Source organism: Polaromonas sp. AER18D-145, from assembly GCF_002379095.1.
Taxonomy (GTDB): Bacteria; Pseudomonadota; Gammaproteobacteria; order Burkholderiales; family Burkholderiaceae_C; genus Polaromonas.
Genome location: NZ_NBZV01000004.1, coordinates 108796 through 134474, shown reverse-complemented (window position 1 = coordinate 134474; position 25679 = coordinate 108796). Strand labels below are relative to the sequence as shown.

Sequence of the window (25679 nt, the reverse complement as noted above, 5' to 3'; positions counted from 1 at the left end):
GCTATTGGAACAGTTTTGACGGCTCGATACCGTCGTACATCCACTTCAGTCCGGCAAATCCCGCGCTTTCCTGGCCGCCCTGAAACAGCTGGTTGCGCAGTTCGCGCTGCACGCCGGCGGCGTGGTAAATGTCGCCATAAAAACGCGCGGTCAACTGCACCCTGCCGGTGCGCAGGTAGCGGGCCTGCTGGTATTTCTGGAAAGCCAGTGGCACATCGTTGCGTGCAAAGCGCAGGGCTTCGCGCAACACCACGGCGTCTTCGATCGCCTGCCCCGCGCCCTGGGCCAGGTACTGCAGCATGGGGTGGGCCGCATCGCCGAGCAGCGTCACGCGCCGGTCGGTCCAGTTCTTGACCGGCTCGCGGTCGCACAGCACCCACATTTTCCAGGTCTCGATCTTGCCGAGCAGTTCCCGGACCTGCGGACAGGCGTCGCGGAAACGCTCCGTGAGCTCCGCCGTGTCACCGAAGGTGTTCCAGCCTTCGTCGTACTTGCTGCTGTGGAATACCGCGACCAGGTTGAACAGCTCACCGCGGCGCAGCGGGTAGTGCACCAAGTGGGTTTTCTCGCCGCCCCAGAGCAGCACGTCGTCGCTCCACAGGTGGGCGGGGACGTCCTCACGCTTGAGCACCGCGCGGTAGGCAATGTGGCCGGATACCCGGGGTTTGCCGTCGCCGACCACCGCTTCGCGCACCTTGCTCCACAGGCCGTCAGCCCCGATCAGCGCCGCGCCCGGCAGGGTTTCTCCGCCGGCGAGGTGGACGCGCACGCTGTCCGCGCTCTGCTCGAAGGACTCGAGTTTGGCGTCGGTGCGCAGCGTGATGTTGGGCAGTTCCCGGCAGGCATCGAGAAACACCTGGTGCAGGTCGGCGCGGTAAATCACGCCATAGGGAAAACCGTAGGTGGCGCGGGACACGTCGCCCAGCGGCACACGCACCACTTTCTCTCCGGTGCGCACATCGTTCATGCCCAGGCCGGGCGGGAAAAACGAGACCTTGCTGACCACATCGGTCAGGCCGAGCCAGGCAAACATCTTGAAAATATTCGGACCGAGCTGGATGCCGGCACCGATTTCGCCGAAGCTGGCGGCCTGTTCCAGAACCGTCACGGCGTGGCCGTCGCGCGCCAGGACCAGGGCCGTCGCCAGGCCGCCTATGCCGCCGCCGGCGATGAGGATGGGGTGGGGAGATGTCACGGTGAATCCAGTGTCTGTAGGGAAGGGTTGGATAGATGATAAGTATACTTATCATTAATCCGTACAGTGATTACCCTGAGCCTGGGGAGCGCTGAACAGGCCCACTGCGGCGCGCGATCAGCCGGGTGCTAGCGGTCTGCTGCGTTGAATGTCTTGCCCATAGCCAGCTATGGGCTGCAACATCCGCCTTGCATCCCATCCCGATCCGGCTGCCGCACATCCGCAAGGACCTGTTCAGCGCTCCCTTAAACTCCGGTCATGTCAAAAAGCTTTAACTTCGGCGAAGCCCCGGGGCACCAGATCCGCCGCGCCCACCAGCTGTCGATCGCCCTGTTCATGGACGAAACGGCCGGCTTTGACGTGACGCCGGTGCAGTTCGCAATCCTCAATGCCTTAATGGACGACCCCGGCGAAGACCAGGTCACACTGGCGGGGCGGGTGGCTTTTGATGCCGCCACCTCGGGTTCGGTGATAGGCCGGCTCGAGGCCAAGGGCTGGGTGCGGCGCGAAGCCGATCCGTCGGACAAGCGGCGCAAGCTGCTCTGGGTCACGCCGGAAGGCGAAAAAGTCGCGCTGCAGATGAAGCGGGCCGTCAGCCGGGTTCAGTCGCGCCTGCTGGGGCCCCTGAGCGCTGCCGAGCGCAAGCAGTTCGGCGCGCTGCTCGGCAAGCTGATCGCCGGCCACGAGGACATGGCCTGAGCCTGGCCTGTCCCGGGGCCTGGGCCTTCAGGCCGATTTGGCCAGCAGCGTGAAGTGCTCGACCACCGGCGGGCCGGCAAAAAACGGCCCGACGATGGCGCGCCACTGGGCAAAAGCCGGGGATTCGCGGAAACCGACGGTGTGGTCTTCCAGTGTGTCCCAGAAAATCTGCAACACATAACGCTCGGGGCTTTCAATGCCCTTGTTGATCTTAAAGCCCTGGAAGCCTTTGGCACCGGCGATGACGGTGCGCAGGCCGCGTTGGATGGCTTCGTCAAAAGAGGCTTGCTGGCCGGGCTGGATGCGGATGTCGGCGAGTTCGAGAATCATGGAGGGTCCTGTGTGGGTTTCAGTACTGGCTGGCAGGCAACTCTACCGTCAAACCGTCGAGTGCGGGGTTCAGGCGGATCTGGCAACTGAGCCGGCTGGCGGGCGTTGCCGCTACCGCTGTGAAAGCCAGCATGGCGCGCTCCTCGCCGTCGGCCGGCGGCAACTGGCTGGCAAACGGTTCGCGCACCAGCACATGGCAGGTCGCGCAGGTCAGGGTGCCGCCGCAGTCGGCCGCGATGCCGGTGATGCCGCCGGCCACGGCTGCTTCCATCAGGCTTTGGCCGATTTTGGCCCGGACCGTTGTGGATCGTGCGTCAGTAGCTATGAAATTGATAGTTATCATGGGTGATTTGAACATCAGATGCGGCTGAAATATTCGCGCCGCTGCCAGTCGTCCTTGTCCTGGGCCTGTTCGTGGCGCGCGATTTCCGACTGCTTGATGCGCGTGAAGTAGTGGATGAAGCTCTCGCCAAAGGCCTGCACCAGTAGCGGGTCGGCCTGCAGCGCGTCCAGTGCCTCGCCCAGGCTGGTCGGGATGCGGGTACCGGCGTCGCCATAGGGTGCGTTGGTGGCCACCGGCGCCCGGAGTTCGCGCCGGATGCCGTCCAGCCCGGCGTGAATCTGCGACGCCAGGTAGAGGTAGGGGTTGGCGGCCGGCTCGCCGATGCGGTTTTCGATGCGTGTGGCCTTGTCCTGGCACTGGCCCACCACGCGCAGCATGGCGCCGCGGTTGTCGCGGCCCCACAGCACCGACTGCGGTGCCAGTGCGTTGGGCCTGAAGCGGCCAAAACCGTTGATGGTCGGTGTGCAGAACACCGTCATGCCGCGGGCGTGCTCCAGCAGGCCGGCCAGGTAGTGCTCCCCGAGTTGTGAGAGCGTGTACTGCGCGTCGGTCGGCTGGGTGCCTGCTGCGGGTGCCTCGCGCTGGAACAGGTTGGCACCGGTTTGCAGGTCCACCAGCGACTGGTGCAAATGCCAGCCGCTGGACATGATGTTCGGAAACGGCGGGCGGCACATGAAGGTGGCGTGGTAACCGGCGCGGCGTAGCGCCTGCTTCACGGCGCTGCGAAACAGCACCATGTTGTCTGCCGCGGTCAAGGCGTCGGTGGCCTCGAACACCGCTTCGACCTGGCTGGGGCCCAGCTCGATTTCCAGCGAATGCAGGGGCAGGCCCAGCGCCTGCGCCGTGTGCTGCACGATGCGCAGCGGCTCATCGGCCATGTCAACGCAGTTCTCGGCCAGCAGGTTGTAGCCGGGGTGGATCATGGCGACCCGGGGCGGCAGGCCCGGCCAGGCCGCCTGTTCGGGGTCCAGCTGATCCCTGGCCCCGTCGTCGGTGATGCGGTAGATGTGAAACTCGATTTCCAGCCCGCATTTCATGCCGTAACCGGCTTCTGCCAGCTGCGCCAGGGCACGCTGCAAAATGCGCCGCGTGTCCAGCTCGACGGCCGTGCCGTCCTGCATCCAGGGCTGGGCCTGGACCCAGCCGGTGGCCGGCGCCCAGGGCAGTTGCTGGAAGCTTGCGGGGTCGGCCAGCAGCAGCAGGTTGCTTGCGAACTCGAAGCCCGGCAGTCCGGCCGTGCCGCCGGCCTCGAAGACCTTGAAGGCGGTGCGGTCCGACGTGTCCTTGAGCAGCAGGGTGCTGACCATGCCCACGCCGTCCTGCATGGCTTGGGCGCCGGCGCCGGCGACCAGGGTCTTGCCGCGCAGCATGCCGTGCAGGTCGCACCAGGCAAAACGCACCAGCTCGACACCGCTGGCGTCAATCAGCTGCGCGGTGTGGGCCAGCGCGCGTTGCCGCGCGGCATCGTGGATGCCGCATTGCTCGGCAAAACTGCTCATTGGGCGGCGTCGACAGGCTCAGCCCGAACGGAAGATGTCCAGGGTGCATTGGCCTGCTTGGCCCGGGCCTGTTCCTGCCACCAAGTCGGCCATTCGCCGGCCGGCGCAATGCCGTCCACCGTGTCGGGCCCGCGCATCTGTGCGGCCTGCGCGGCGTCGGCGATGCCCGGTGCGACGCCGCCTTCCTGCACGGTGGCAATCGCCTTGAGCAGGGCACGGCGGTTCGCCATGATCACCTTGTCCGAGGTGCCCAGGTGCTCGCGCGTGCGGTCCTGAATGGCGCCCATGCTTTCCACCGCCCACTGGTCATGCACATTGATGTCTTCCTCGCCCATGCCCAGGTAGGTCTGGGTGCGCTGCTCCTCGGCGTTGAAGCCCCAGTTGTTGTGGCGCCCCGCATTCGGGATGTAGTCTGGCAGCGCGATGAACTGCTGGCGCTGCGCGCGCATGCTCTCCTTGTCCAGCGGGCCGGCAAAACTCGTGAAGAAGGAGTACCAGTAGGTGTGGGTGTCATCCACCGGCACATGCATCTGCGTGATGGTCATGGTTTCCGACAGCGGAATCACGAAGGTGGCCGGGAAAACCGCATTGGTCACGCGCACATGCGTGAGCTTGTCGTTCATGGGCCGCAGGGCTGTCAGCTGCATGCCCCAGGGTTTGTTCTCCACACTGATCTCGGGCTGGGCAAACTCGCGCATGATGCGCGTCATCGGCCATTGCTCGCCGTCGATGGCACCGGCGCTGGCGCTGCGGAACTGCTTGCCCGCCGCGTTCTGGCCAATGTCCTCCAGCGCCTCGTCCTGCAGGAAGCGGTGCAGGAAGGAGGGATGCGCCGGGTCGATGCCGACTTCGAAAGCCTGCAGCCAGTTGGCATTCCACAGGCCCTTGAAGGCAAAGCTGTGGGTGGACGGGGCGGTGAAGCAGTCGAAGGCCGGCAGCGGTGGCGGGGTGGAGCCTTCCGGTCCCATCCAGGCAAACAGCACACCGCTTTGTTCGCGCACCGGGTAGCTGCGCTGCTTCACGCGCTCACACAGCTTGCTGCCGGCCGGTTCGGCCGGGGCCTCCAGGCACTGGCCCCGCACGTCGAACTTCCAGCCGTGGAAAGGGCAGCGCAGACCGTCGCCCTCGGCCCGGCCGAAGGACAGGTCGGCGCCGCGGTGCGGGCAATCGCGGTCCAGCAGGCCGTAGTCACCTTTGTCGTCGCGGAACAGCACCAGGTCCTGCCCCATCAGGCGCACCGCCTTGACCGGGCGTTTTTCCATGCGCGGGTCCAGCGCCGGGTTGAACTCGTCGACCAGCGCCGCCGGTTGCCAGTAGCTGCGCAGCAGCGCGCCGCAAGGCGTGCCGGGGCCGACGCGGGTGATCAAATCGTTCTGTTCTGTGTTCATGGACAGCCTTTGCTTGAAACGGTATACCGAAATTTAAATTCAGTGTACATTCCGGTTCATGAACTTGCAAGAGACCGTGTTGATCCAGTTGCGCGACCTGATTTTGCGCGGCGAATTCGGGCCCGGCCAGCGCCTGGCCGAGCAGCAGCTCGCCGAGCGCCTGGGCGCCTCGCGCACGCCCGTTCGCGCCGCGCTGGTGACGCTGGAGCAGGAGGGGCTGGTCGAAGCCAACGAGACGGGCAAGTTCCTGGTGCGCCAGTTCACGCCGCGCGAGGTGGCCGACGCGATTGCCGTGCGCGGGCACCTCGAAGGCATGGCGGCCCGCCTGGTGGCCGAACACGGCGTGTCGCGCCAGCTGCAGCTGGACTTGCAGGCCTGCCTGGACGACGGGGACAGCGCGCTGGCGGCCAATCCGCTGACGTACGAGAGTTATGCCGATTACGCGGCCATGAACGACCGCTTCCATGCGCTGATTCTGCAGGCCTGCGGCAACCGGGCGCTGCAGCGCGCGGTGGCGCTCAACGACAAGCTGCCGTTTGCGCCGGCCTCGGCCATGCTGCCCATGCAGGGCACGGTCACGCTGGACCGCGACTGGATGCTGTACGCGCATCGCCAGCACCACATGCTGTTCGCCGCGCTCAAGGCGGGCGAGGGCGCACGTGCGCAGGCGCTGGCGATCGAACACACGGAAGTGGCGCAGATGAATTTGCGCATGGCGCTGGAGCGCCGGGCCGAGACCGAGCAGGTGTTGCCGGCCATCCGCCTGGTGGTGGGGCGTTGACGGCGCCAGCGGCTCCGGTCAGTTTCACCGCGGCCGGTGTGCGACGCGGCTTCTTCGCCGCCCAGGTGCTGGCGCCGGGCGTGACGCTGTACGCCATGGTCTTCGGTGTGCTGGCCAGCGAGCGCGGCATGTCCTGGCTGCAGGCCATGCTGATGAGCGCGGCCGTCTATTCAGGCAGCGCGCAACTGGCGGCGCTGCAGGGCTGGACGGCGACGGCTGCGGTCACGCCGGTCATCGTCACCATCCTCGTCATGAACGCGCGCTATGTGCTCTACGGTGCGGCCATCCAGCCCTGGCTGGCCGGGCTGCCGCGCCACCAGAGCTGGGGCTCGCTGTTTTTCCTTGGCGACGGCAACTGGGCCATGGCCATGCGCGAGTACGAAACCGGCTACCGCGACGCGGGTTATGTGTTTGGCTCCGGTGTGGCGATGTTTGTGCCCTGGCTGGGTGGCACGCTGGTCGGCCACCTGCTGGCCGGCAATGTGCCGAATCCGGCGGCCTTCGGACTGGACTTCATGCTGGTGGCTTTTGCCGCGGCCATCGGCATGGTGCTGTGGCGCGGCAGCTCCGACCTGTGGCCGGTGGCTGCGGCAGGGCTGGTGGCGCTGGTGCTACACCGGCTGCTGCCGGGCGCGTGGTACATCGTCGGCGCAGGTGTCGCGGGCGGCCTGATGGGAGCGTGGCGCCATGGCCGTTGAATCGACCTTTCTGCTGGCGCTGGTGGGCATGGCGCTCGCGTCCTTCGCCTGCCGCATCAGCGGCTTCCTGCTCATGGGTTACGTGAGCATCACGCCGCGTGTGGAGGCTGCGCTCAAGGCGATTCCGCTGTCGGTGATGGTGGGCATCGTGACGCCGGCCGCGACATCGGGCAAGCTGCCCGAACTGCTGGCGCTGCTGGCGGTGGGGCTGGTGATGAAGCTGGTGCGCAACGACCTGGCGGCGGCCGTGGCCGGCGCGGCGACGGTGGCAATCGCGCGCTGGGCCATGGGTTGAACCGGATTATTCCTTCGCGACCTGCAGCACCAGCTTGCCGAAGTTCTCACCGTTGAAGAGCTTGAGCAGGGTCTCGGGGAAGTTCTCCAGCCCGTCCACCACGTCCTCCTTGCTCTTCATCTTGCCTTCCTGGAGGTAGGCCGCCATCTCGGCAATCGCCAGCGGGTAGCGGTCGGCGTAGTCGAACACCACGATGCCTTCCATGCGCGCGCGGTTGACCAGCAGCGACAGGTAGTTGGCCGGTCCCTTGACCGGTGTCGTGTTGTTGTACTGGCTGATGGCGCCGCAGATGATGATGCGGGCGCCGCGCGTGATGCGCGTCAGCACCGCGTCCAGAATGTCGCCGCCGACGTTGTCGAAATAGATGTCCACGCCTTTGGGGCAGTGTTCCTTGAGCCCGGCCTTGACGTCGCCGGCCTTGTAGTCGATGCAGGCGTCAAAGCCGAGCTCCTTGACGACCCAGTCGCACTTGGCCTTGCCGCCGGCAATGCCGACCACGCGGCAGCCCTTGAGCTTGGCAATCTGGCCGACGGTCTGGCCGACGGCACCGGCCGCGCCGGACACCACCACGGTGTCGCCGGCCTTGGGCTGGCCCACGTCCATCAGGCCGAAGTAGCCGGTCATGCCGGGCATGCCCAGCACGTTGAGCCAGGAGGTCAGGCCCATGCGCGGATCGATCTTGAACATGCCGCTGCGCTTGATCTGCGCTTCGGGAATCAGGCAGTACTCCTGCACGTCCAGCCCGGCGTTGACATAGTCGCCCACGGCAAAGGCCGGGTTGTTCGAGGCGATCACCTTGCCGACGCCGCCGGCGCGCATGACCGCGCCGATTTCCACCGGCGGGATGTAGCTTTTGCCCTCGTTCATCCAGCCGCGCATGGCCGGGTCCAGGGAGAGGTACAGGGTTTTCACCAGCACGCCGCCGGGGCTGGGCTCGGCGACGGGCTCGGTGGTGAAACTCCAGTTGTCGCGGGTCGGCAGGCCGACCGGGCGGCTGGCCAGGCGGACCTGGTGGTTGGTCAGGGTGGTGAGGGTGCTCATGGGTGTCTCCGGGGAAGTGGCGGGCAGGCAAAAGGCAATGGTAGTGGCGGCCTGACCGCGCGTCAGTCGCGCAGGCGATTGCGAACCCTGCGCCCAACCAGCCCAGTTGGAGTAACACCAAGTGCGCGACCGTGGGGGCCATGGTTTATGCTTTCAGCCATGAAACTCCACAATTACTTCCGCTCTTCCGCGTCCTTTCGCGTGCGTATTGCGCTTGAACTCAAGGATTTGCGCTACGAGTACATTCCTGTCCACATCGCCAGGGGCGACCACAAAAAAGAGGCTTACGCCGCGCTATCGGCCGACACCCTGGTGCCGCTGCTCGAAGTCGATGGCGAAAAACTCTCGCAGTCCATGGCCATCATTGAATACCTCGATGAAAAACACCCGACCCCCGCGCTGCTGCCGGCCGATGCGCTGGGCCGCGCCAGGGTGCGCGCGCTGGCGCAGTCGATTGCCTGCGAGATCCACCCGATCAACAACCTGCGTGTGCTCAAGTACCTGGTGCGTGAGCTCAAGGTCGATGAAGAGGCCAAGAACGCCTGGTACCGCCACTGGTGCCGCGAAGGGCTGGAAGCCTTCGAACGCCAGCTGGCCCAGTTGCCGCCGTCCACCTACTGTTATGGCGAGACGCCCACCCTGGCCGACTGCTGCCTGGTGCCGCAGATCTTCAACGCGAAACGGTTCAACGTGAACCTGGAGGGCCTGGGCCGCACGATGGCCGCGTTTGACGCCTGCATGGCGCTGCCGGCCTTCCAGAAGGCCCAGCCGTCGGCCTGTCCGGACAACGAGCCCTGAAGCATGTTGCCCCCACGTTCCCCACTGCGTGTGGTTCACTGCCCCCCAAGGGGACTAATTTTCCTAGGGGCGGCCCGTCGGAAAATTGGCCTTCTGGCAGCGCGGCCGTGAACCCGGACTGGCTGATCCCCGACTGGCCCGCCCCGCCGGGCGTGCATGCACTGTTCACCACCCGCGCCGGCGGAAGCTCGGCCGTGCCGCATGACAGCATGAACCTCGGCGACCACGTCGGCGATGTACCCGAGCGGGTGGCCGCCAACCGGGCACGGCTCGGCGAGGCCATGGCGGCCAGGCCGGTATTCCTGCAGCAGGTGCACGGCACCGGCGTGCTGACCCTCGATGCCGGCACGGCGCAGGGCCAGCCGGCCGACGCCGCCGTCACCACGCAGCCTGGCGTGGCATGCACCATCATGGTGGCCGACTGCCTGCCGGTGTTGCTGAGCACGCGGGACGGGACGGTGGTGGCCGCCGCCCATGCCGGCTGGCGCGGGCTGGCGGGCACGCAGGGGCGCGGCATCCTGGAGTCGGTTTGTGAGTCTTTCAGTGCCCTGGCCCTTGTGGATAAAGCGCAGGCAGCTACAAATACGATAGCGTGGCTGGGCCCCTGCATTGGCCCGACCGCGTTCGAGGTGGGTGCGGAGGTGAGGGCGGCGTTTGTCGAAGGTGATCCGCTGGCCGCCGCCTGCTTCACGGCCCTGGCATCGGGCAAATACCTCGCCGATCTGGCCGGCCTGGCCCGCCTGCGTCTGCAGGCCCTGGGCGTCACGCAGGTTGACGGCAATGACGGCACACCACCCTGGTGCACGGTGGGCAATGCCTCAAGGTTCTTTTCGCACCGGCGCGACGCCAGCATCCAGGGCAATGGCTTCGGCACCACTGGCCGCATGGCTGCCTGCATCTGGCGTGACTGAATCCGTTGCGGACGAATCGGTCGCCATCGCGCCGGCTTCGGCCGCTTCGCGCGCCTTGATGGCCTTGCGCCTGGCCGGCGCGCGCATCAGGTAAACCACCAATGCCACAGGCCCCACACCGTAGAGTACAAAGGTGACGAGGGCGCCCAGCAGCGTGCCGGTGGAATGGGTGGCTTCGGCGACGCTCATCATGAGCACCACGTACATCCAGGCGATGACGATTAAATACATAAAACTTTGTGACGCGTCATGAGCAGGAAAAGGTTTTCCACGATACTAGAGACGACCCGCCGTGGGCCCAACAGCTCGGTAAAGAGCGCACAACAAGAGCCGGTCGGCAGATCGGTGAGACAAGCATGAATTCTGACGCAAACCTCGCGCAAGCAGCCCGGCAAATGCAAGAGACCTTTGCCCAGGGACTGCAGCAGGTCATGGGCGCCATGGCCGGCGCCGGCCTGGGGACTGCGCCCGGCTTTGTTCCCCTGGGCATGACGGACATGCCGGCGGCGCCGCCGCCCTTGCAGTTTGATCCGGCCAAACTGCAGGAACTGCAGCAGACCTACCTCAACGACATCAGCGCCCTGTGGAACAGCGGCCTGCAATCGGACGCCGATGCCGGCACGCTGGCCGACCGGCGCTTCGCAGCTGAAGCCTGGCGCAGCAACCCCGTGGCCCGGTTTTCTGCGTCTGCCTACCTGCTCAATGCCCGCACCCTGATGGGACTGGCCGAAGCGGTGGAGGGCGACGAAAAAACCAGGGCCCGTGTGCGTTTTGCGGTCGAGCAGGCGATGGCGGCATCGGCCCCCAGCAATTTTCTGGCACTCAATGCCGACGCGCAGAAGAAGGCCATCGAAACGCAAGGTGCCAGCATTGCCCAGGGGCTGCAGAACCTGCTGAGCGACATGCAGCAGGGCCATGTGTCCATGACCGACGAAAGCGTGTTCGAGGTCGGCAAAAACGTCGCCACCACCGAGGGTGCGGTAGTCTTTGAAAACGAATTTTTCCAGCTGCTCGAATACAAGCCGCTGACCGCCACGGTGCACGAGCGGCCCTTCCTGCTGGTGCCGCCCTGCATCAACAAGTTCTACATCCTCGACCTGCAGCCCGAGAACTCGCTGATCCGTTATGCCATGGCCCAGGGCCACCGCACGTTTGTCGTCAGCTGGCGCAACCCCGACGAGTCCATGGCCGAAAAAACCTGGGACGACTACATCGAGAACGCGGCCATCCAGGCGATCGAGGTGGTGCAGGACATCACCGGCGCCAAAACCATCAATGCGCTGGGCTTTTGTGTCGGCGGCACGATTCTGGGAACGGCGTTGGCGGTGCTCGCTGCGCGTGGCCAGAAGCCGGTGGCCAGCGCCACCTTCCTGACCTCGCTGCTGGACTTCAGCGACACCGGCATCCTCGACATCTTCATCGACGAGCAGTCGGTCAAGTACCGCGAGATGCAGATGGGCAAGGGCGGGCTGCTCAAGGGTCAGGACCTGGCCTCGACCTTCAGCTTCCTGCGCCCGAACGACCTGGTGTGGAACTACGTGGTCGGCAACTACCTCAAGGGCGAAACGCCGCCGCCGTTTGACCTGCTCTACTGGAACAGCGACTCGACCAACCTGCCGGGGCCGTTTTACGCCTGGTACCTGCGCAATACCTATCACGAGAACAAACTCGTCCAGCCCGGCGCGCTGACGGTGTGTGGCGAAAAAATCAACCTGCGCGCACTTGACCTGCCGGTCTACATCTACGGCTCGCGCGAAGATCACATCGTGCCCATCGGCGGGGCCTACGCCTCGACGCAGGTGTTGCCGGGCAAGAAACGTTTTGTCATGGGGGCCTCGGGCCACATTGCCGGCGTGATCAACCCGCCCGCCAAGAAAAAACGCAGCTACTGGACCAACAACAAACTGCCGCAAGGCAAATTTCCGGTGCGCCAGGCCGACTGGCTCCAGGGTGCGACGGAACATCCCGGCAGCTGGTGGACCGACTGGTCGGACTGGCTCAAGGGCCACGCCGGCAAGCAGATCGCCGCACCCAAAAGTTATGGCAGCCGCAAGTACAAGGCCATCGAACCGGCGCCGGGCCGTTATGTCAAGGTCAAGGCCTGACGCGCCACACGTGTTGAAACCCATTCACTGGAGAAAGTACATCATGGAAGACATCGTCATCGTTTCAGCAGCCCGCACCGCCGTCGGCAAGTTCGGCGGCAGCCTGGCCAAAATCCCCGCGACCGAACTCGGTGCGGCCGTCATCAAGGCGGTCGCCGAGCGCGCCGGCCTGTCGGCAGACCTTGTCGGCGAAGTCATCCTGGGCCAGGTGCTGGCGGCCGGCGTGGGCCAGAACCCGGCGCGCCAGAGCGTGGTGAAAGCGGGCTTTCCGCACGCCATCCCCGGCCTGACCATCAACGCCGTCTGCGGCTCGGGCCTGAAGGCTGTGATGCTGGCCGCGCAGTCGGTCGCGACCGGCGACAGCGAGATCGTGATTGCCGGCGGCCAGGAGAACATGAGCGCCGCCCCGCACGTGCTCAATGGCTCGCGCGAAGGCCAGCGCATGGGCGACTGGAAAATGATCGACTCCATGATCGTCGACGGCCTGTGGGATGTCTACAACCAGTACCACATGGGCATCACCGCCGAGAACGTCGCCAAAAAATACAGCATTAGCCGCGAGATGCAGGACGAACTCGCGCTGGCCAGCCAGACCAAGGCCATGGCCGCGCAGGACGCCGGCAAGTTCAAGGATGAAATCGTGCCGTTTTCCATCCCGCAGAAAAAAGGCGACGCCGTCGTGTTTGCGGCCGATGAGTTCATCAACCGCAAGAGCAGCGCCGAAGGCCTGGCCGGCCTGCGCCCCGCGTTCGACAAGGCCGGCGGCGTGACGGCCGGCAATGCCTCGGGCATCAACGACGGCGCGGCCGCTGTCATGGTGATGACGGCCAAAAAGGCCGCGGCGCTGGGCCTCAAGCCGCTGGCCCGCATTGCCAGCTACGCGACCAGCGGGCTCGACCCGGCTTTCATGGGCATGGGCCCGGTACCGGCCTCGACCAAGGCCTTGCAGCGTGCCGGCTGGAAGGCGCAGGACCTGGACCTGCTGGAGATCAACGAAGCCTTCGCGGCGCAGGCCTGCGCCGTCAACAAGGAAATGGGCTGGGACACCAGCAAGGTCAATGTCAACGGCGGCGCCATTGCCATTGGTCACCCGATTGGTGCATCCGGTTGCCGCATCCTGGTGACGCTGATCCACGAGATGGTCCGGCGTGATGCCAAAAAAGGCATTGCCAGCCTGTGTATCGGTGGCGGCATGGGGGTTGCCCTCACACTGGAACGGTAAATATGAGGTAAAAGGGCTTGTGGCCCTTGCAGTGTGCGCGCGACCAGCTATTTATTTGATAGCAAGTCCCGCCCACCGGCAAGGCCACCAAAGCTTCTTTTCAACGACGTTCAGAACCAATAAATCAAGGAGCAAGACATGGCAAAACGAATTGCATACGTGACAGGCGGCATGGGTGGCATCGGAACCGCCATTTGCCAACGCCTGCACAAGGACGGCTTCACCGTGGTGGCCGGTTGCGGCCCGACGCGTGACTTCACCAAGTGGATAGACGAGCAGAAGGCGCTGGGCTATACCTTCTACACCTCGGTCGGCAACGTCGGCGACTGGGAATCCACCGTCGCGGCTTTCGACAAGGTCAAGGCAGACCATGGACCGGTCAGCGTGCTGGTCAACAACGCTGGCATCACGCGAGACGGCCAGTTCCGCAAGATGAGCAAGGCCGACTGGGACGCGGTGATTTCCACCAACCTCGACAGCATGTTCAACGTCACCAAGCAGGTGATCGAAGGCATGATCGAGTCGGGCTTTGGCCGCATCATCAACATCTCGTCGGTCAACGGCCAGAAGGGCCAGTTCGGCCAGGTCAACTACTCAACGGCCAAGGCCGGCCTGCACGGCTTCACCATGGCGCTGGCGCAAGAGGTGGCCAGCAAGGGTGTGACCGTCAACACCGTGAGCCCGGGCTACATCGGCACCGACATGGTCAAGGCCATCCGCCCCGAGGTGCTGGAGAAAATCGTCGCCGGCGTGCCCGCCAAACGGCTGGGCACCCCGGAAGAAATCGCCTCCATCATTTCGTGGATCGCCTCGGACGAAGGCGGTTACGCCACCGGTGCCGACTTCTCGCTCAATGGTGGTTTGCACATGGGCTGAGGCTTCCGGCCCGTAACCCTCCAAAGGAAAACCCGCTTCGGCGGGTTTTTTGTTTTCTGTTTTTATAATGAAAACGGGCTGGAAGCCTTTAATCCCCATTCGTTCTGCGGCAGGCGCCTGTCCTTGGCAAGTGCTCACGCAGGGCCCCCTCCACTGTCTCTGTCTGAAGGAGCCCCTCTCGCATGCCGCACAGCGTCTCCCTCATCAGCACCATTGCCGCCGGTCTCGGTCTGGCCCTGATCTTCGGTTTTATCGCCGCGCGCATGAAGCTGCCCTCGCTGGTGGACGAGGCCGAGGCGAAATTGCTGGAGAGCGAAAATGCCGGCAAGATTTTTCTTGGCGAGGAAGAACTGGCGCAATCGATGATGCGGTATGTGCTGGAGCGATCGACCTTCGCGCAACGTCACACGTGACCCCGCCCTGGATCATCTACTCCGACGGCAGTGCCGTGCCCAACCCCGGCCGCATGGGCCTGGGTGCGGTCGTTGTAGCGCCTGACGGTGCCCGGCACGTGCTCTCGATGGCAACGGATGCGCGGGGCTGCAACAACGAGGCGGAAGCGAGGGCGCTGATGGCGGCACTGCGCGACGTGCAGGCGCGCGGGGCGACGGCGCTGCAGATTTACAGCGACAGCAGCTTGCTGGTGGCGCAACTGGGCGTTGTGGACGTGCCGCCTGTGCTGCGGCTGGCCGCGTTGTATGAGGAGGTGGGGGCCTTGCTGGCGACCTTCACCCACACCTCGCTGCACTGGATACCGCGGCACCGCAACGGCGAGGCGGATGCGCTGGCCCGCGCTGCCCTGGGTCTCCTGCCAAAGACGCCTGTGAAGTCACCGAAGAAGGGGCGACGATAGGTCCCGGCATCCAGGCCGGGCGGCCCCATGCCCTGGTGTCAGAGCACCTCGCTGGCGAAATCAGCCAGGCGTGAACGTTCGCCGCGTGCCAGCGTGATGTGCCCGCCGTGCGGCCAGCCCTTGAAGCGGTCCACGGCGTAGGTCATGCCGGACGAACCTTCGGTCAGGTAGGGCGTGTCGATCTGTGCGAGGTTGCCCATGCAGATGATCTTGGTGCCCGGGCCGGCGCGGGTGATCAGCGTTTTCATCTGCTTGGGCGTCAGGTTTTGCGCCTCGTCGATGATCACGTACTTGTTCAGGAAGGTGCGGCCGCGCATGAAGTTCATGCTTTTGACCTTGATGCGTGAGCGGATCAGTTCGTTGGTGGCCGCGCGGCCCCATTCGCCCGAGCCGCTGTCGTTTTTGCCCAGCACCTCGAGGTTGTCGTCGAGTGCGCCCATCCACGGGCCCATTTTTTCTTCTTCGGTTCCCGGCAGGAAACCGATGTCTTCACCGACGCTGACGGTGGCGCGGGTCATGATGATCTCGGTGTAGCGGCGGTCGTCCAGCACCTGGGTCAGGCCGCTGGCCAGGGCCATCAGCGTCTTGCCGGTGCCGGCCGTGCCGGCCAGCGTGACGAAGTCGACCTCCGGATCCATCAGCAGGTTCATGGCGAAGTTCTGCTCGCGATTGCGCGTGGTGATGCCCCACACTGCATTTTTGAGGTGGGTGTAGTCCTTCAGTGTTTTCAGCACCGCGGTCTTGGCGCGGATTTCGGTGACGCGGGCGTACAGCGGCGGCTCGCCGGGGGCCTCGAAAAACACGAACTGGTTGATCAGCAGGCTGCCGACGATCGGGCCGGTGATGCGGTAGAAGGTGTGGCTGCCTTGCTGCCAGCTTTCGATGGTCTTGCTCTGGCGGGTCCAGAAGTCGGCCGGCAGGGCCAGCGAGCCGGCGTACAGCATGTCGCCGTCTTCCAGCGTCTTGTCGTTCTGGTAGTCGTCGGTGGCCAGGCCCAGGGCCCTGGCCTTGACGCGCATGTTGATGTCCTTGGACACCAGCACCACCTCGCGCGGCGCGTATTCCTTGCGCAGTGCCTCGACCACACCGAGGATCTGGTTGTCGGCCTTGCCCTGCGGCAGGCTCATAGGCAGCGAGTAGTCCAGCGGCTTGGTCTGGAAAAACAGGCAGCCACCGGCTTCGCGGTGGCCGGTGGTGTCGAGTTTGAGGCCCTTGGCAATGTCGGCACCGCTGGTGCCGGCCAGCGCGTCCAGCGTGCGGCTGGTCTGACGGGCATTGCGCGCCACTTCGGTCATGCCCTTTTTGTGGCCGTCGAGCTCTTCAAGCACGATCATGGGCAAAAAGATGTCGTGTTCCTCGAAGCGGAACAGGCACATCGGGTCGTGCATCAGCACATTGGTGTCGAGTACAAACAGTTTGGACGGGCCCGTATGCCGTGGCTTTTTCGCCTTGGCAACAGGCTCCGGACGGACGGCCGCCTGCGGTTCCTTGTGGTAACTGTCGGTGTCTTTCGCCTGGCGCGCAGGCTCCTTGGGCAGATAGGCAGCCGGGTGCTTGACCTCGCCACCGCCGGAACGGCTGTCAAAAAGGTCCAGTGCCGCCGTTTTGTGCGCCGGTCCGGCCTGCTCCGTCTTTCGCGTCGTCCTGGCGTGCGAACGGACCGGCGTTTCCAGAGCGTCGGCAGAGAGCAAGGCGGCACGTTTGGTCGGGGCGGGTGGCAAGGGCATGGTGCTTGAAGCTCACAAAGTAAAGGAAACCTCTGTCAATCCGATCCTCGGACGCATGGCAGCGTTGCGCGGTGCTCGGAATCCTCATGCACCCAAGTGCATGCCGGTTCCTGCGCTCCGTGCGCCTTGCCCTGCATTCCGACCATCGAATTTCAAGAGGCCCCCAAGGTTCAAAAAGCGAAAAAGCCGCCTGGAGGCCAGGGCGGCTTTTTCGGTGGGCGCAGTCGCTAAGGTCAACAGCATGAAGTCATTATGCACGACTCGCGTGACACGGCTGACGGCTTTTGGCGACGTGTCGAAAGGGGCTTTTCAGGCCGCTTTTTTCAGTGCCTTGACGGCCTTGAGCACGTCGTCCACATGGCCGGGCACTTTCAGCCCGCGCCACTCTTCCTTGAGCATGCCGTCGGCGCCCACGAGGAAAGTGCTGCGCTCGATGCCCTTGACCTTTTTGCCGTACATGATCTTGTTCTTGACCACGCCGAACATGTGGCACATTTTTTCTTCGGTATCGGCAATCAGCTCGAAGGGCAACTCCAGCTTGGCCTTGAATTCGTCGTGCGACTTCATGTTGTCGCGCGAAACGCCGAACACGGTGGCGCCGGCCTTGACGAAATCCTTGTAGCGATCGCGGAACTGCATGGCCTCGGTGGTGCAGCCGGGGGTATTGTCCTTGGGGTAAAAATACAGGACCACCACGTGACCCAGGTGGGTTTGGTTGGAGACTTTGACGCCGCTTGTGGCGTTGGCTTCAAATTCCGGAAGTGGTTTGTTGACGACGACTGCCATACTGCGTGGACCCCTGACAAAAGTAATTGTGATAAGTCGTTGGCTTTGGCTGCAAAATTTGGGCCAAACCCCCGACGTTGCACCAAATGCAACCCTAGATTTTACCCTGAAAGCAGGTCGCTCACCCGTGGGCGCGATCCGGCGGCTCAATCAGCAGGGCGGTCAGTACGATCCGGCCTTCGCCAGCGAGGATGTTGTAGGTGCGGCAGGCTGCCAGCGTGTCCATGGTTTCGATGCCGATGCGCGCGGCCATCAGGCTGCGTAAAAAGGCCGGCGGCGCAAAACGCAGGCGGGTGCCGCTGCCGAAAATCACCAGTTCGGGCCGGGTGTCGGCCAGGCGCTCGAAGTGCGCTGGCGTGAGGTCTTCGAAACGGGCGCAGTCCCAGGCGAACTTTTCGCCGCGTGAGCCGATCACGATGCTCTGCTCTATTTTTTCGGCCACCCCCTGGTTGCCCAGGCCTATCCATCCGGGACCGTAGCCAAGAATGGATTGAACGTCGAGGCGGTCGGGCTGTAATTTCATGCGGTGTTCAGAAGGAGGGGTGGGGGCTGCCGGCCGGCGAAATCGCGGTTTTATGTGGTCAAATTATAGATTCCGTCCCAATTTCCGCCTACCCCTGCGTCCATTGCGCCTTTGCAGGCTTTGCGTTTGCTGAAGAACGACCACAGACCATGAAATTGATCACCAAATCGGCCAAACTGGCCAATGTGCTTTACGACATCCGCGGTCCCATCATGGATGCCGCCAAGCAGATGGAGGAAGAAGGGCAAAAGCTCATCAAGCTCAACCTCGGCAATCTCGCGGTGTTCGGTTTTGACGCGCCTGAAGAAGTCCAGCAGGACATGATCCGCAACCTGCCGGCCTCGGCGGGTTATTCGGACAGCAAAGGCATTTTTGCGGCGCGCAAGGCCGTGATGCACGAAACGCAGCGGCAGGGCATCAAGGGCGTGACGCTGGACGACATCTATCTGGGCAATGGCGCGAGCGAGCTGATTTCCATGGCGACCAACGCCTTGCTGGACAACGGCGACGAGCTGCTGTTGCCATCCCCCGACTACCCCCTGTGGACGGCCTCCACCAGCCTGGCGGGCGGCAAGCCGGTGCATTACCTGTGCGACGAGAGCAAGGGCTGGATGCCCAACCTCGACGACATTCGCGCCAAGATCACGCCCCGGACCAAGGGCATCGTGGTCATCAACCCGAACAACCCGACCGGCGTGCTGTATTCCGATGAGCTGTTGCGCGGCATCGTCGGCATCGCGCGCGAACACGGCCTGGTGATCCTGGCCGACGAGGTGTACGACAAGGTGCTGTACGACGGCGTCAAACACACGGCGATCGCCAGCCTGTCCACCGATGTGCTGACGCTGACCTTCAACTCGCTGTCCAAGAGTTACCGCTCCTGCGGCTACCGCGCCGGCTGGCTGGTGGTGTCCGGGCCGAAAAAGCAGGCGCAGGACTACATCGAGGGCCTGAACATGCTGGCCAACATGAAGCTGTGCTCCAACGTGCCGGGCCAGTGGGCCATCCAGACGGCGCTGGGCGGTTACCAGAGCATCAACGACCTCACCGGCGAGGGCGGCCGCCTGCGTCGCCAGCGCGACCTGGCCTACGAGCTGATCACCGCGATTCCCGGCGTGAGCTGCGTCAAGCCGAGTGCGGCACTCTACATGTTCCCCCGGCTGGACCCCAAGGTGTACCCGATCACCGACGACCGCCAGTTTTTCCTGGAACTGCTCAAGGAAACCAAGGTGATGCTGGTGCAGGGCACCGGTTTCAACTGGGCCGCGCCGGACCACTTCCGCATCGTCTTTTTGCCGCATGAGGAAGACCTGCGCGAGGCCATCGGCCGCATTGCCAAATTCCTGGAAAGCCGCAGAAAAAGCATGCAGCCGGCCAGCGTGCCGGTAGCCGAACCCATTCTCAAATGACCCGACACATGACATCAATGAATCTGAAACCGATCAAGGTAGGCCTGCTGGGCATGGGCACCGTGGGCAGCGGTGTCTTCACCGTTTTGAAGCGCAACCAGGAGGAGATTTTCCGCCGCGCCGGCCGCAGCATAGAGATTGCCATGGTGGCCGACCTCGACACCGCACGCGCGCAGGCGGCCGCCGGTGTTGGCGTGACGGTGGTGGCCGATGCCAGAGCCGTGATCGCCAATCCCGAGATCGACATCATCATCGAGCTGATCGGCGGCTACGGCATTGCCCGGCAACTGGTGCTGGAAGCGATCGCGGCGGGCAAACACGTGGTCACGGCCAACAAGGCCCTGCTGGCCGTGCACGGCACCGAGATTTTCGCGGCCGCACACAAACACGGCGTGATGGTGGCGTTTGAAGCCGCCGTCGCCGGCGGCATTCCCATCATCAAGGCGCTGCGCGAGGGTCTGACGGCCAACCGCATCGAGTGGATTGCCGGCATCATCAACGGCACGACCAACTTCATCCTCAGCGAGATGCGCGACAAGGGCCTGGACTTCGACGTGGTGCTGAAGGAAGCGCAGCGCCTCGGGTACGCCGAAGCCGATCCGACCTTCGACATCGAAGGCGTGGACGCCGCGCACAAGGCCACGCTGATGTCGGCGATCGCCTTTGGCATCCCGGTGCAGTTCGACAAGGCCTACGTCGAGGGCATCACCAAGCTGGGCGCGCAGGACATCAAATATGCCGAGCAGCTGGGTTACCGCATCAAGCTGCTGGGCATCACCAAGCGCACGGCCAAAGGGATCGAGCTGCGGGTGCACCCCAGCCTGGTGCCGGCCAAGCGCCTGATCGCCAATGTCGAGGGCGCCATGAACGCGGTGATGGTGCAGGGTGATGCCGTTGGCACCACGCTGTATTACGGCAAGGGCGCCGGCAGCGAGCCGACTGCCAGCGCGGTGATTGCCGACCTGGTGGACATCGCGCGCCTGCACGGCGCCGAGGCCGCGCAGCGCGTGCCGCATCTGGCCTTCCAGCCGCAGTCCATGAGCGACATGCCGGTGCTGTCCATGAGTGAGGTGGTCACGAGTTATTACCTGCGCCTGAACGTGGCCGACGAAGCCGGCGTGCTGGCCAGGGTCACCGGCATCCTGGCCGAAGCCGGCATCAGCATTGACGCGATGCTGCAGCGCGAAGCCGACGAGGTCGGCGGCGAGGGATCGACCCAGACCGACCTGATCATCCTGACGCACGACTGTGTCGAGGCGAAGATGAACGGCGCGCTCGCGCAGATGCAGGCGCTGACCACCGTGCTCTCGCCCATCACGCGCATCCGCAAGGAAGAACTCGCCTGAATATGTACAGCCCCCACGTTCACTCCGTTCTCTGCCCCCCGAGGGGGCGTTCATTGCCCTTCGGGCGGCCGGGCGGGCTATGAAATACCTCTCGACCCGCGGCCACGCGGACCGCAAGCAGTTCTGCGAGATCCTGCTCGAGGGCCTGGCGCCCGACGGCGGCCTCTACCTGCCCGAAACCTACCCGCAGGTCGACGCCGCCACGCTGGAGAAGTGGCGCGCCGTCTACCGCGACGCGGGGTATGCCGACCTGGCTTTTGAAGTGCTGTCGCTCTACATCGACGACATTCCTGCCGCCGACCTGAAAGCCCTCTGCCGCAAGACCTACACCGAAGCGGTGTTCGGCACGCCCGAGATCGTGCCCCTGCGCCAGCTCGAGCCCGGCCTGTATCTGGAGGCCTTGTCCAACGGCCCGACCCTGGCCTTCAAGGACATGGCCATGCAACTGCTGGGCAACCTGTTCGAGTACGAACTGGCGCGCCGCGGCGAAGAGCTCAACATCCTGGGCGCGACCAGTGGCGACACCGGCAGCGCCGCCGAATACGCAATGCGCGGCAAGAAGGGCGTGCGGGTCTTCATGACCTCGCCGCAGGGCCGCATGAGCCCCTTCCAGCAGGCCCAGATGTTCAGCCTGCAGGACGCCAACATCCACAACATTGCGATCGAGGGCGTGTTCGACGACTGTCAGGACATCGTCAAGGCCGTGTCCAACGACCTGGACTTCAAGCGCACCTACAAGATAGGCACCGTCAACTCGATCAACTGGGCGCGCTTGTTGGCGCAGGTCGTCTACTACTTTGCCGGTTATTTCCAGGCGACGCAGGCTTCGACAGGCTCAGCCCGAACGGAAGTCCAGAAGGTCCGCTTCACCGTGCCCTCGGGCAACTTCGGCAACGTCTGTGCCGGCCATGTGGCACGCATGATGGGCCTGCCCATCGACAAGCTGGTCGTCGCCACCAACGAAAACGACGTGCTTGACGAGTTCTTTCGTACCGGCGTGTACCGCGTGCGGGCCAGCGCCGACACGCACGAGACCTCCAGCCCGTCGATGGACATTTCCAAGGCCTCGAACTTCGAGCGTTTTGTGTTCGACCTGCTCGGGCGTGATGCGGCGCGTGTCGCCGACCTGTTCGGCGCGCAGCTGTCCACGCAGGGCCGCTTCGACCTGAGCGGCGACACGACCTTCCAGTCGGCCGCCCGGCACTACGGCTTTGCCAGCGGCAAAAGCACCCACGCCGACAGGCTGCAGACGATTCGCGACACCTTTGCGCGTTTCGGCACCATGATCGACACCCACACCGCGGACGGCCTGAAAGTCGCGCGCGAACACCTGCTGGCCGGCGTGCCCATGATCGTGCTGGAGACGGCCTTGCCGATCAAGTTTTCCGCCACCATCGAGGAGGCGCTGGGCCAGTTGCCGCCGCGGCCCGCCCGGTTTGAAGGCATCGAGGCCCTGCCCAAACGTGTGCAGCTGATGCCGGCCGATGCGGCCGCGGTGAAGGCCTACATCGCCAGTCATGTGGACTGAATTGGCCTCCAGCCCTTTAAGCGTGGGCGCAGGTAGCTATGGTATTGGTAGCAAATCAGGATCGGCCAAAGACAGTTTATGAACGTTGTTGCATTTGCCGGCTATTCCGGTTCGGGCAAGACCACCCTGGTGGAAAGCCTGATTCCTGCGCTCAAGCTGCGCGGCCTGCGGGTCTCGGTCGTCAAACATGCCCACCACAGCTTCGACATCGACCAGCCTGGCAAGGACACCTGGCGCCACCGGCAGGCCGGGGCCTTCGAGGTGGTTGTGGCCTCGGACAACCGGCTGGCGCTGATCCGCGAGTTCGAGCAGCCGAGGGTGCTCTCGGTGCACCACCTGATCGCCGAGCTGTACGAAGGCGTGGACTGGGTGCTGGTGGAGGGTTTCAAGAGCAGCGACCTGCTCAAGGTCGAGGTCTGGCGCGCCGACTCGGGCCAACCGGTGCGTTACCCGGACGACGATTTTGTGGTCGCGATTGCCACCGACTCGCCGGACCGGCTGCCCGAAACCACCCTCAGGCCGGTGCTGGATTTGAACGACGCCGATGCCGTCGCGGGCTGGTTGATCGAGAATCACGAACGATTTGTCTACTGCGCCGAGTTGTATGCATGAACGCTTCCGCCTTCACCTCCACTTCCCCCGCTGCGAAACCGGCCACGCGCCCGCTGCTTAAGGCCCTCGACGAGGCGCTGGCCGAGTTGCTGGGCCGCGCCACGCCGCTGGCGGGCAGCGACACCGTGTCCACCTTCGACGCCGACGGCCGGGTGCTCGCCGAAGATGTGGTTTCGGCGCTGCAGGTGCCGCCTGAAGACAACAGCGCCATGGACGGTTATGCCGTGCGTGCCGCCGAGCTGGCCGACGAGGGGGTGGTGCTGCGCGTGTCGCAACGCATTGCGGCCGGCAGCAGCGGCAGCGCGCTGGAGCCCGGCACGGTTGCCCGCATTTTTACCGGCGCGCCGATTCCGGCCGGCGCCGATGCGGTGGTGATGCAGGAAGACTGCGAGCCGCTCGCCGATCGCGAAGGGTATGTCAGCGTCCGGCAGCTTCCCAGGCCCGGCCAGTGGATACGCCGCGCCGGTGAAGATGTCACGCGCGGTGCCACGGTGCTCTCAAAAGGTGAGCGACTCACGCCCGCAGCGCTTGGGCTGGCGGCCAGTATTGGCATGGACCGGCTGCAGGTGGCGCGGCGCCCGCGGGTGGCGCTATTTTCCACCGGCGATGAACTGGTGATGCCCGGCGAGGTGGCGCCTGCACAGATGCGTCCCGGCGCCATCTACAACTCCAACCGTTTCTTTCTGCGCGCCTTGCTGCTGCGCCTGGGCTGCGAGGTCAGCGACCTGGGCATCGTGCCGGACCAGCGCGACGCCACGCTGGACGCGCTGCGCAGCGCCAGCCAGGCCCATGACCTGATCCTGACCAGCGGCGGGGTGTCCGTGGGCGAGGAAGACCACATCAAGCCGGCGGTGCAGCAGCTCGGCTCGCTCGATCTCTGGCAGATTGCCATGAAGCCGGGCAAACCCTTTGCCTATGGCCGGGTCGGTGCGGCGCACTTCATGGGACTGCCGGGCAACCCGGTCTCGAGCTTCCTGACCTTCCTGCTGCTGGTGCGGCCTTTTCTGCTCAGGCTCCAGGGTGTGCCTGACGTCGCTACCAAATCAATAGCGGCTGCCGCCCATTTCACCTGGCCCCGGGCCGATAAACGCCGTGAATTCCTGCGGGTGCGGCGCAATGCCGGCGGCGGGCTGGACCTGTTTCCCAACCAGAGTTCGGGCGTGCTGACCTCGGCGGTCTGGGGCGACGGCGTGGTGGACAACCCGTCGGGCCAGACCATCGCGCATGGCGACACCGTGCGTTTCATCGCTTTTTCGGAATGGCTGGCATGAACATCACCGTCAGGTATTTTGCGTCCGTGCGTGAAGCCATCGGGCAGGGCAGCGAGCAGATCGTCACCGCAGCCGCCAGCCTGGCCGCCCTGCGCGACGAACTGATCGCGCGCGGCCCGGCGTATGCCGAGGCGCTGGCGCGCGGCAAGTCGGTGCGCATGGCGCTCAACCAGGTCATGAGCGACGAATCGGCGGCGCTGACGGACGGCTGCGAAGTCGCCTTCTTTCCGCCAGTGACAGGGGGCTGAGATGGCCGATCGCGTGAACATCCAGACCGGCGACTTCAATCTCGCCGGGGAGATCGCCGCGCTGCGCGCCAACGACAAGCGCGTCGGTGCCGTCTGCAGCTTCATTGGCACGGTGCGCGACCGCAATATGGCCCCCACGCTCGGCACTGACGTGTCCTCGCTGCCCCCCGAGGGGGCTGAACTTGCTCGGGGCGGCCCTTCGCTGCGTTCGACGGCTGTGCCCGAAGTGCTTTCCATGGAACTCGAGCATTACCCCGGCATGACGGAAAAAGCCATCGAGGCCATGATTGACGAGGCCATGGTGCGCTTCGATATTTTCGGTGCCCGCGTGATCCACCGCGTCGGGCTGCTGCAGCCGCTGGACCAGGTGGTCATGGTGGCCGTGACCTCGGCGCACCGCGGCGAGAGTTTCCAGGCCTGCGAGTTCCTGATGGACTACCTCAAGACCCAGGCGCCGTTCTGGAAAAAAGAGCAGACGCCGGACGGCGCGCGCTGGGTTGATGCACGGGTCAGCGACGACGCGGCACTGGCCAAGTGGGGCATCCAGGCCTCCAATGCCTAACGCAATACTGTTCACATGCCGTTCGGGCTGAGCCTGTCGAAGCCTTGCAGCCCTTCGACCCTTCGTCAAGCTCGGGACAGGCCGAGCTCAGGGTGAACGGAGCTAACTGAACAGCTTGCGCCTGGACGCCCGGCTTCAGGCTTGCGCATCGGCTTCCTGGTTCGGCGGAACAAACGCTGCGCGCGCGTCGTTTTCCAGCCCCATCGTCAGCAATTGCAGCAACTCCAGCAGCTGGCCCTGTTGCGCCCTGCTCAACGGTGCCATCAGGCGGTCATAGGCGCGGTCGGCCGGTTCCTGGGCCTGCTCGAGCAGCTTCTGTCCCGCGGCTGACAGGCACACCGCCAGATTGCGCCGACTGGCCGGTGCTGGCGCGCGTTCTATCAGGCCCCGCGTTTCCAGGCCGCGCAGCACCCGCAGCACCGTCACCTTGTCGAAACCCAGCGCACGCGCCAGCGTGGACTGGTCCAGCCCCGGCGTGGCGCGCAGCACGCTGAGCACGCCGAACTGTGCCGGTGTCAGCCCCACGCTGCGGCATTCGTCCTCAAAAACGGCGGTCGATATCTGGTGTGCGCGGCGCAGCAGGAAGCCGGGGCGGGCATAAAGTTGGGAGAGTTTGTGGAATGTGAGCACGGC

Annotated in this window: 29 protein-coding genes; 18 read left to right on the top strand and 11 right to left on the bottom strand. The window is 64.7% G+C overall.

Going from position 1 to position 25679, the window contains the following annotated elements; genetic code table 11:
• Window position 1: 1 nt before the first annotated feature.
• A complete protein-coding gene (locus tag B7G52_RS04180) occupies window positions 2-1195 on the bottom strand; it encodes a 3-hydroxybenzoate 6-monooxygenase (RefSeq protein WP_096696393.1) in 1194 nt (397 codons plus the stop codon).
• Window positions 1196-1453: 258 nt separating this feature from the next.
• Between B7G52_RS04180 and B7G52_RS04175 the strand changes: the two genes are divergently transcribed.
• Window positions 1454-1894 carry a MarR family winged helix-turn-helix transcriptional regulator gene (locus B7G52_RS04175; RefSeq protein WP_096696392.1) on the top strand — a complete coding sequence of 147 codons (441 nt, stop codon included), beginning with the start codon at window positions 1454-1456 and terminating at the stop codon, window positions 1892-1894.
• A 27-nt stretch (window positions 1895-1921) separates the two neighbouring features.
• Here the strand turns inward: B7G52_RS04175 and B7G52_RS04170 are convergent, their stop codons facing one another.
• The 4 genes from B7G52_RS04170 to B7G52_RS04155 are packed head-to-tail and all read right to left on the bottom strand — an operon-like array spanning window position 1922 to window position 5454.
• Window positions 1922-2224 (bottom strand): antibiotic biosynthesis monooxygenase, encoded by a 303-nt coding sequence (locus B7G52_RS04170; RefSeq protein ID WP_096696391.1) that lies wholly within the window; start codon window positions 2222-2224, stop codon window positions 1922-1924.
• 19 nt (window positions 2225-2243) lie between these two features.
• Window positions 2244-2567 (bottom strand): 2Fe-2S iron-sulfur cluster-binding protein, encoded by a 324-nt coding sequence (locus B7G52_RS04165; RefSeq protein WP_096696439.1) that lies wholly within the window; start codon window positions 2565-2567, stop codon window positions 2244-2246.
• A gap of 14 nt (window positions 2568-2581) precedes the next feature.
• A complete protein-coding gene (locus B7G52_RS04160) occupies window positions 2582-4066 on the bottom strand; it encodes a glutamine synthetase family protein (protein WP_096696390.1) in 1485 nt (494 codons plus the stop codon).
• Window positions 4063-5454, bottom strand: coding sequence for a Rieske 2Fe-2S domain-containing protein (locus tag B7G52_RS04155; RefSeq protein ID WP_096696389.1), 1392 nt, complete (start codon window positions 5452-5454; stop codon window positions 4063-4065). Before B7G52_RS04155 ends, B7G52_RS04160 begins: the two co-directional genes overlap by 4 nt.
• 58 nt (window positions 5455-5512) lie before the next feature.
• Between B7G52_RS04155 and B7G52_RS04150 the strand changes: the two genes are divergently transcribed.
• From B7G52_RS04150 to B7G52_RS04140, 3 genes are read left to right on the top strand one after another with little or no spacing between them, the layout of a single operon-like run.
• Window positions 5513-6235 carry a GntR family transcriptional regulator gene (locus B7G52_RS04150; RefSeq protein ID WP_096696388.1) on the top strand — a complete coding sequence of 241 codons (723 nt, stop codon included), beginning with the start codon at window positions 5513-5515 and terminating at the stop codon, window positions 6233-6235.
• Window positions 6232-6933, top strand: coding sequence for an AzlC family ABC transporter permease (locus B7G52_RS04145; RefSeq protein WP_240523313.1), 702 nt, complete (start codon window positions 6232-6234; stop codon window positions 6931-6933). The genes B7G52_RS04150 and B7G52_RS04145 overlap by 4 nt, the downstream gene beginning before the upstream one ends.
• Window positions 6923-7228, top strand: coding sequence for an AzlD family protein (locus tag B7G52_RS04140; RefSeq protein WP_096696387.1), 306 nt, complete (start codon window positions 6923-6925; stop codon window positions 7226-7228). Before B7G52_RS04145 ends, B7G52_RS04140 begins: the two co-directional genes overlap by 11 nt.
• A gap of 6 nt (window positions 7229-7234) precedes the next feature.
• On the opposite strand, the gene B7G52_RS04135 is transcribed toward B7G52_RS04140, so the two are convergent.
• The gene (locus tag B7G52_RS04135) at window positions 7235-8269 is read right to left on the bottom strand and encodes an NADP-dependent oxidoreductase (RefSeq protein ID WP_096696386.1); all 1035 of its coding nucleotides are present in this window, start codon (window positions 8267-8269) and stop codon (window positions 7235-7237) included.
• Window positions 8270-8428: 159 nt separating this feature from the next.
• Here B7G52_RS04135 and maiA point away from each other — a divergent pair, with 159 nt between their 5' ends.
• Both maiA and pgeF read left to right on the top strand, forming a co-directional pair.
• The gene (gene maiA / locus B7G52_RS04130) at window positions 8429-9067 is read left to right on the top strand and encodes a maleylacetoacetate isomerase (protein WP_096696385.1); all 639 of its coding nucleotides are present in this window, start codon (window positions 8429-8431) and stop codon (window positions 9065-9067) included.
• A 107-nt stretch (window positions 9068-9174) separates the two neighbouring features.
• Complete coding sequence (pgeF, locus tag B7G52_RS04125) at window positions 9175-9978, top strand: peptidoglycan editing factor PgeF (RefSeq protein WP_096696384.1); 804 nt, start codon at window positions 9175-9177, stop codon at window positions 9976-9978.
• On the opposite strand, the gene B7G52_RS04120 is transcribed toward pgeF, so the two are convergent.
• Window positions 9886-10209, bottom strand: coding sequence for a hypothetical protein (locus B7G52_RS04120; RefSeq protein WP_096696383.1), 324 nt, complete (start codon window positions 10207-10209; stop codon window positions 9886-9888). The two genes, pgeF and B7G52_RS04120, sit on opposite strands and share 93 nt — an antisense overlap.
• 125 nt (window positions 10210-10334) lie before the next feature.
• On the opposite strand from B7G52_RS04120, the gene phaC reads away from it, so the two are divergent.
• The 5 genes from phaC (at window position 10335) to B7G52_RS04095 (ending at window position 15034) form a co-directional block, all read left to right on the top strand.
• Window positions 10335-12083, top strand: a complete 1749-nt coding sequence (gene phaC, locus B7G52_RS04115; protein WP_096696382.1) for a class I poly(R)-hydroxyalkanoic acid synthase — start codon at window positions 10335-10337, stop codon at window positions 12081-12083.
• A gap of 43 nt (window positions 12084-12126) precedes the next feature.
• On the top strand, window positions 12127-13305 hold the full coding sequence (locus tag B7G52_RS04110; protein WP_096696381.1) for an acetyl-CoA C-acetyltransferase: 1179 nt from the start codon (window positions 12127-12129) through the stop codon (window positions 13303-13305).
• 138 nt (window positions 13306-13443) lie between these two features.
• Window positions 13444-14181 (top strand): acetoacetyl-CoA reductase, encoded by a 738-nt coding sequence (phbB, locus tag B7G52_RS04105; protein ID WP_096696380.1) that lies wholly within the window; start codon window positions 13444-13446, stop codon window positions 14179-14181.
• A 182-nt stretch (window positions 14182-14363) separates the two neighbouring features.
• Window positions 14364-14594, top strand: a complete 231-nt coding sequence (locus B7G52_RS04100) for a hypothetical protein (RefSeq protein WP_096696379.1) — start codon at window positions 14364-14366, stop codon at window positions 14592-14594.
• On the top strand, window positions 14591-15034 hold the full coding sequence (locus tag B7G52_RS04095; protein WP_256387712.1) for a ribonuclease HI family protein: 444 nt from the start codon (window positions 14591-14593) through the stop codon (window positions 15032-15034). Before B7G52_RS04100 ends, B7G52_RS04095 begins: the two co-directional genes overlap by 4 nt.
• 38 nt (window positions 15035-15072) lie before the next feature.
• Here the strand turns inward: B7G52_RS04095 and B7G52_RS04090 are convergent, their stop codons facing one another.
• The 3 genes from B7G52_RS04090 to B7G52_RS04080 all read right to left on the bottom strand — a co-directional run bounded on the left by B7G52_RS04090 (window position 15073) and on the right by B7G52_RS04080 (window position 18070).
• Window positions 15073-16761, bottom strand: a complete 1689-nt coding sequence (locus B7G52_RS04090; RefSeq protein WP_096696378.1) for a PhoH family protein — start codon at window positions 16759-16761, stop codon at window positions 15073-15075.
• A 309-nt stretch (window positions 16762-17070) separates the two neighbouring features.
• Window positions 17071-17547, bottom strand: a complete 477-nt coding sequence (locus tag B7G52_RS04085) for a peroxiredoxin (protein ID WP_096668322.1) — start codon at window positions 17545-17547, stop codon at window positions 17071-17073.
• A gap of 121 nt (window positions 17548-17668) precedes the next feature.
• Window positions 17669-18070 (bottom strand): Mth938-like domain-containing protein, encoded by a 402-nt coding sequence (locus tag B7G52_RS04080; protein ID WP_096696377.1) that lies wholly within the window; start codon window positions 18068-18070, stop codon window positions 17669-17671.
• A gap of 149 nt (window positions 18071-18219) precedes the next feature.
• Between B7G52_RS04080 and B7G52_RS04075 the strand changes: the two genes are divergently transcribed.
• From B7G52_RS04075 to B7G52_RS04045, 7 genes are all read left to right on the top strand, one after another.
• Window positions 18220-19479, top strand: a complete 1260-nt coding sequence (locus B7G52_RS04075; RefSeq protein WP_096696376.1) for a pyridoxal phosphate-dependent aminotransferase — start codon at window positions 18220-18222, stop codon at window positions 19477-19479.
• A 23-nt stretch (window positions 19480-19502) separates the two neighbouring features.
• A complete protein-coding gene (locus B7G52_RS04070; RefSeq protein WP_096696436.1) occupies window positions 19503-20825 on the top strand; it encodes a homoserine dehydrogenase in 1323 nt (440 codons plus the stop codon).
• 79 nt (window positions 20826-20904) lie between these two features.
• Window positions 20905-22353 (top strand): threonine synthase, encoded by a 1449-nt coding sequence (thrC, locus tag B7G52_RS04065; RefSeq protein ID WP_096696375.1) that lies wholly within the window; start codon window positions 20905-20907, stop codon window positions 22351-22353.
• A gap of 78 nt (window positions 22354-22431) precedes the next feature.
• A complete protein-coding gene (gene mobB, locus B7G52_RS04060; RefSeq protein WP_096696374.1) occupies window positions 22432-22965 on the top strand; it encodes a molybdopterin-guanine dinucleotide biosynthesis protein B in 534 nt (177 codons plus the stop codon).
• Complete coding sequence (gene glp / locus B7G52_RS04055; protein ID WP_096696373.1) at window positions 22962-24236, top strand: gephyrin-like molybdotransferase Glp; 1275 nt, start codon at window positions 22962-22964, stop codon at window positions 24234-24236. Before mobB ends, glp begins: the two co-directional genes overlap by 4 nt.
• Window positions 24233-24484, top strand: coding sequence for a molybdopterin converting factor subunit 1 (moaD, locus tag B7G52_RS04050; RefSeq protein ID WP_096696435.1), 252 nt, complete (start codon window positions 24233-24235; stop codon window positions 24482-24484). The genes glp and moaD overlap by 4 nt, the downstream gene beginning before the upstream one ends.
• A 1-nt stretch (window position 24485) precedes the next feature.
• Entirely contained in the window at window positions 24486-25046 is a 561-nt protein-coding gene (locus B7G52_RS04045; protein ID WP_096696372.1) for a molybdenum cofactor biosynthesis protein MoaE, read from the top strand.
• A 135-nt stretch (window positions 25047-25181) separates the two neighbouring features.
• Here the strand turns inward: B7G52_RS04045 and B7G52_RS04040 are convergent, their stop codons facing one another.
• Complete coding sequence (locus B7G52_RS04040; RefSeq protein WP_096696371.1) at window positions 25182-25676, bottom strand: MarR family winged helix-turn-helix transcriptional regulator; 495 nt, start codon at window positions 25674-25676, stop codon at window positions 25182-25184.
• Window positions 25677-25679: the final 3 nt, after the last annotated feature.

Coding starts and splice junctions, on each gene's coding strand:
- B7G52_RS04175 (WP_096696392.1), top strand. CDS start 1,454: ATGTCAAAAAGCTTTAACTTCGGCGAAGCCCCGGGGCACCAGATCCGC.
- B7G52_RS04170 (WP_096696391.1), bottom strand. CDS start 2,224: ATGATTCTCGAACTCGCCGACATCCGCATCCAGCCCGGCCAGCAAGCC.
- B7G52_RS04165 (WP_096696439.1), bottom strand. CDS start 2,567: ATGATAACTATCAATTTCATAGCTACTGACGCACGATCCACAACGGTC.
- B7G52_RS04160 (WP_096696390.1), bottom strand. CDS start 4,066: ATGAGCAGTTTTGCCGAGCAATGCGGCATCCACGATGCCGCGCGGCAA.
- B7G52_RS04155 (WP_096696389.1), bottom strand. CDS start 5,454: ATGAACACAGAACAGAACGATTTGATCACCCGCGTCGGCCCCGGCACG.
- B7G52_RS04150 (WP_096696388.1), top strand. CDS start 5,513: ATGAACTTGCAAGAGACCGTGTTGATCCAGTTGCGCGACCTGATTTTG.
- B7G52_RS04140 (WP_096696387.1), top strand. CDS start 6,923: ATGGCCGTTGAATCGACCTTTCTGCTGGCGCTGGTGGGCATGGCGCTC.
- B7G52_RS04135 (WP_096696386.1), bottom strand. CDS start 8,269: ATGAGCACCCTCACCACCCTGACCAACCACCAGGTCCGCCTGGCCAGC.
- maiA (WP_096696385.1), top strand. CDS start 8,429: ATGAAACTCCACAATTACTTCCGCTCTTCCGCGTCCTTTCGCGTGCGT.
- B7G52_RS04120 (WP_096696383.1), bottom strand. CDS start 10,209: ATGTATTTAATCGTCATCGCCTGGATGTACGTGGTGCTCATGATGAGC.
- phaC (WP_096696382.1), top strand. CDS start 10,335: ATGAATTCTGACGCAAACCTCGCGCAAGCAGCCCGGCAAATGCAAGAG.
- B7G52_RS04110 (WP_096696381.1), top strand. CDS start 12,127: ATGGAAGACATCGTCATCGTTTCAGCAGCCCGCACCGCCGTCGGCAAG.
- phbB (WP_096696380.1), top strand. CDS start 13,444: ATGGCAAAACGAATTGCATACGTGACAGGCGGCATGGGTGGCATCGGA.
- B7G52_RS04100 (WP_096696379.1), top strand. CDS start 14,364: ATGCCGCACAGCGTCTCCCTCATCAGCACCATTGCCGCCGGTCTCGGT.
- B7G52_RS04090 (WP_096696378.1), bottom strand. CDS start 16,761: ATGCCCTTGCCACCCGCCCCGACCAAACGTGCCGCCTTGCTCTCTGCC.
- B7G52_RS04085 (WP_096668322.1), bottom strand. CDS start 17,547: ATGGCAGTCGTCGTCAACAAACCACTTCCGGAATTTGAAGCCAACGCC.
- B7G52_RS04080 (WP_096696377.1), bottom strand. CDS start 18,070: ATGAAATTACAGCCCGACCGCCTCGACGTTCAATCCATTCTTGGCTAC.
- B7G52_RS04075 (WP_096696376.1), top strand. CDS start 18,220: ATGAAATTGATCACCAAATCGGCCAAACTGGCCAATGTGCTTTACGAC.
- thrC (WP_096696375.1), top strand. CDS start 20,905: ATGAAATACCTCTCGACCCGCGGCCACGCGGACCGCAAGCAGTTCTGC.
- mobB (WP_096696374.1), top strand. CDS start 22,432: ATGAACGTTGTTGCATTTGCCGGCTATTCCGGTTCGGGCAAGACCACC.
- glp (WP_096696373.1), top strand. CDS start 22,962: ATGAACGCTTCCGCCTTCACCTCCACTTCCCCCGCTGCGAAACCGGCC.
- moaD (WP_096696435.1), top strand. CDS start 24,233: ATGAACATCACCGTCAGGTATTTTGCGTCCGTGCGTGAAGCCATCGGG.
- B7G52_RS04045 (WP_096696372.1), top strand. CDS start 24,486: ATGGCCGATCGCGTGAACATCCAGACCGGCGACTTCAATCTCGCCGGG.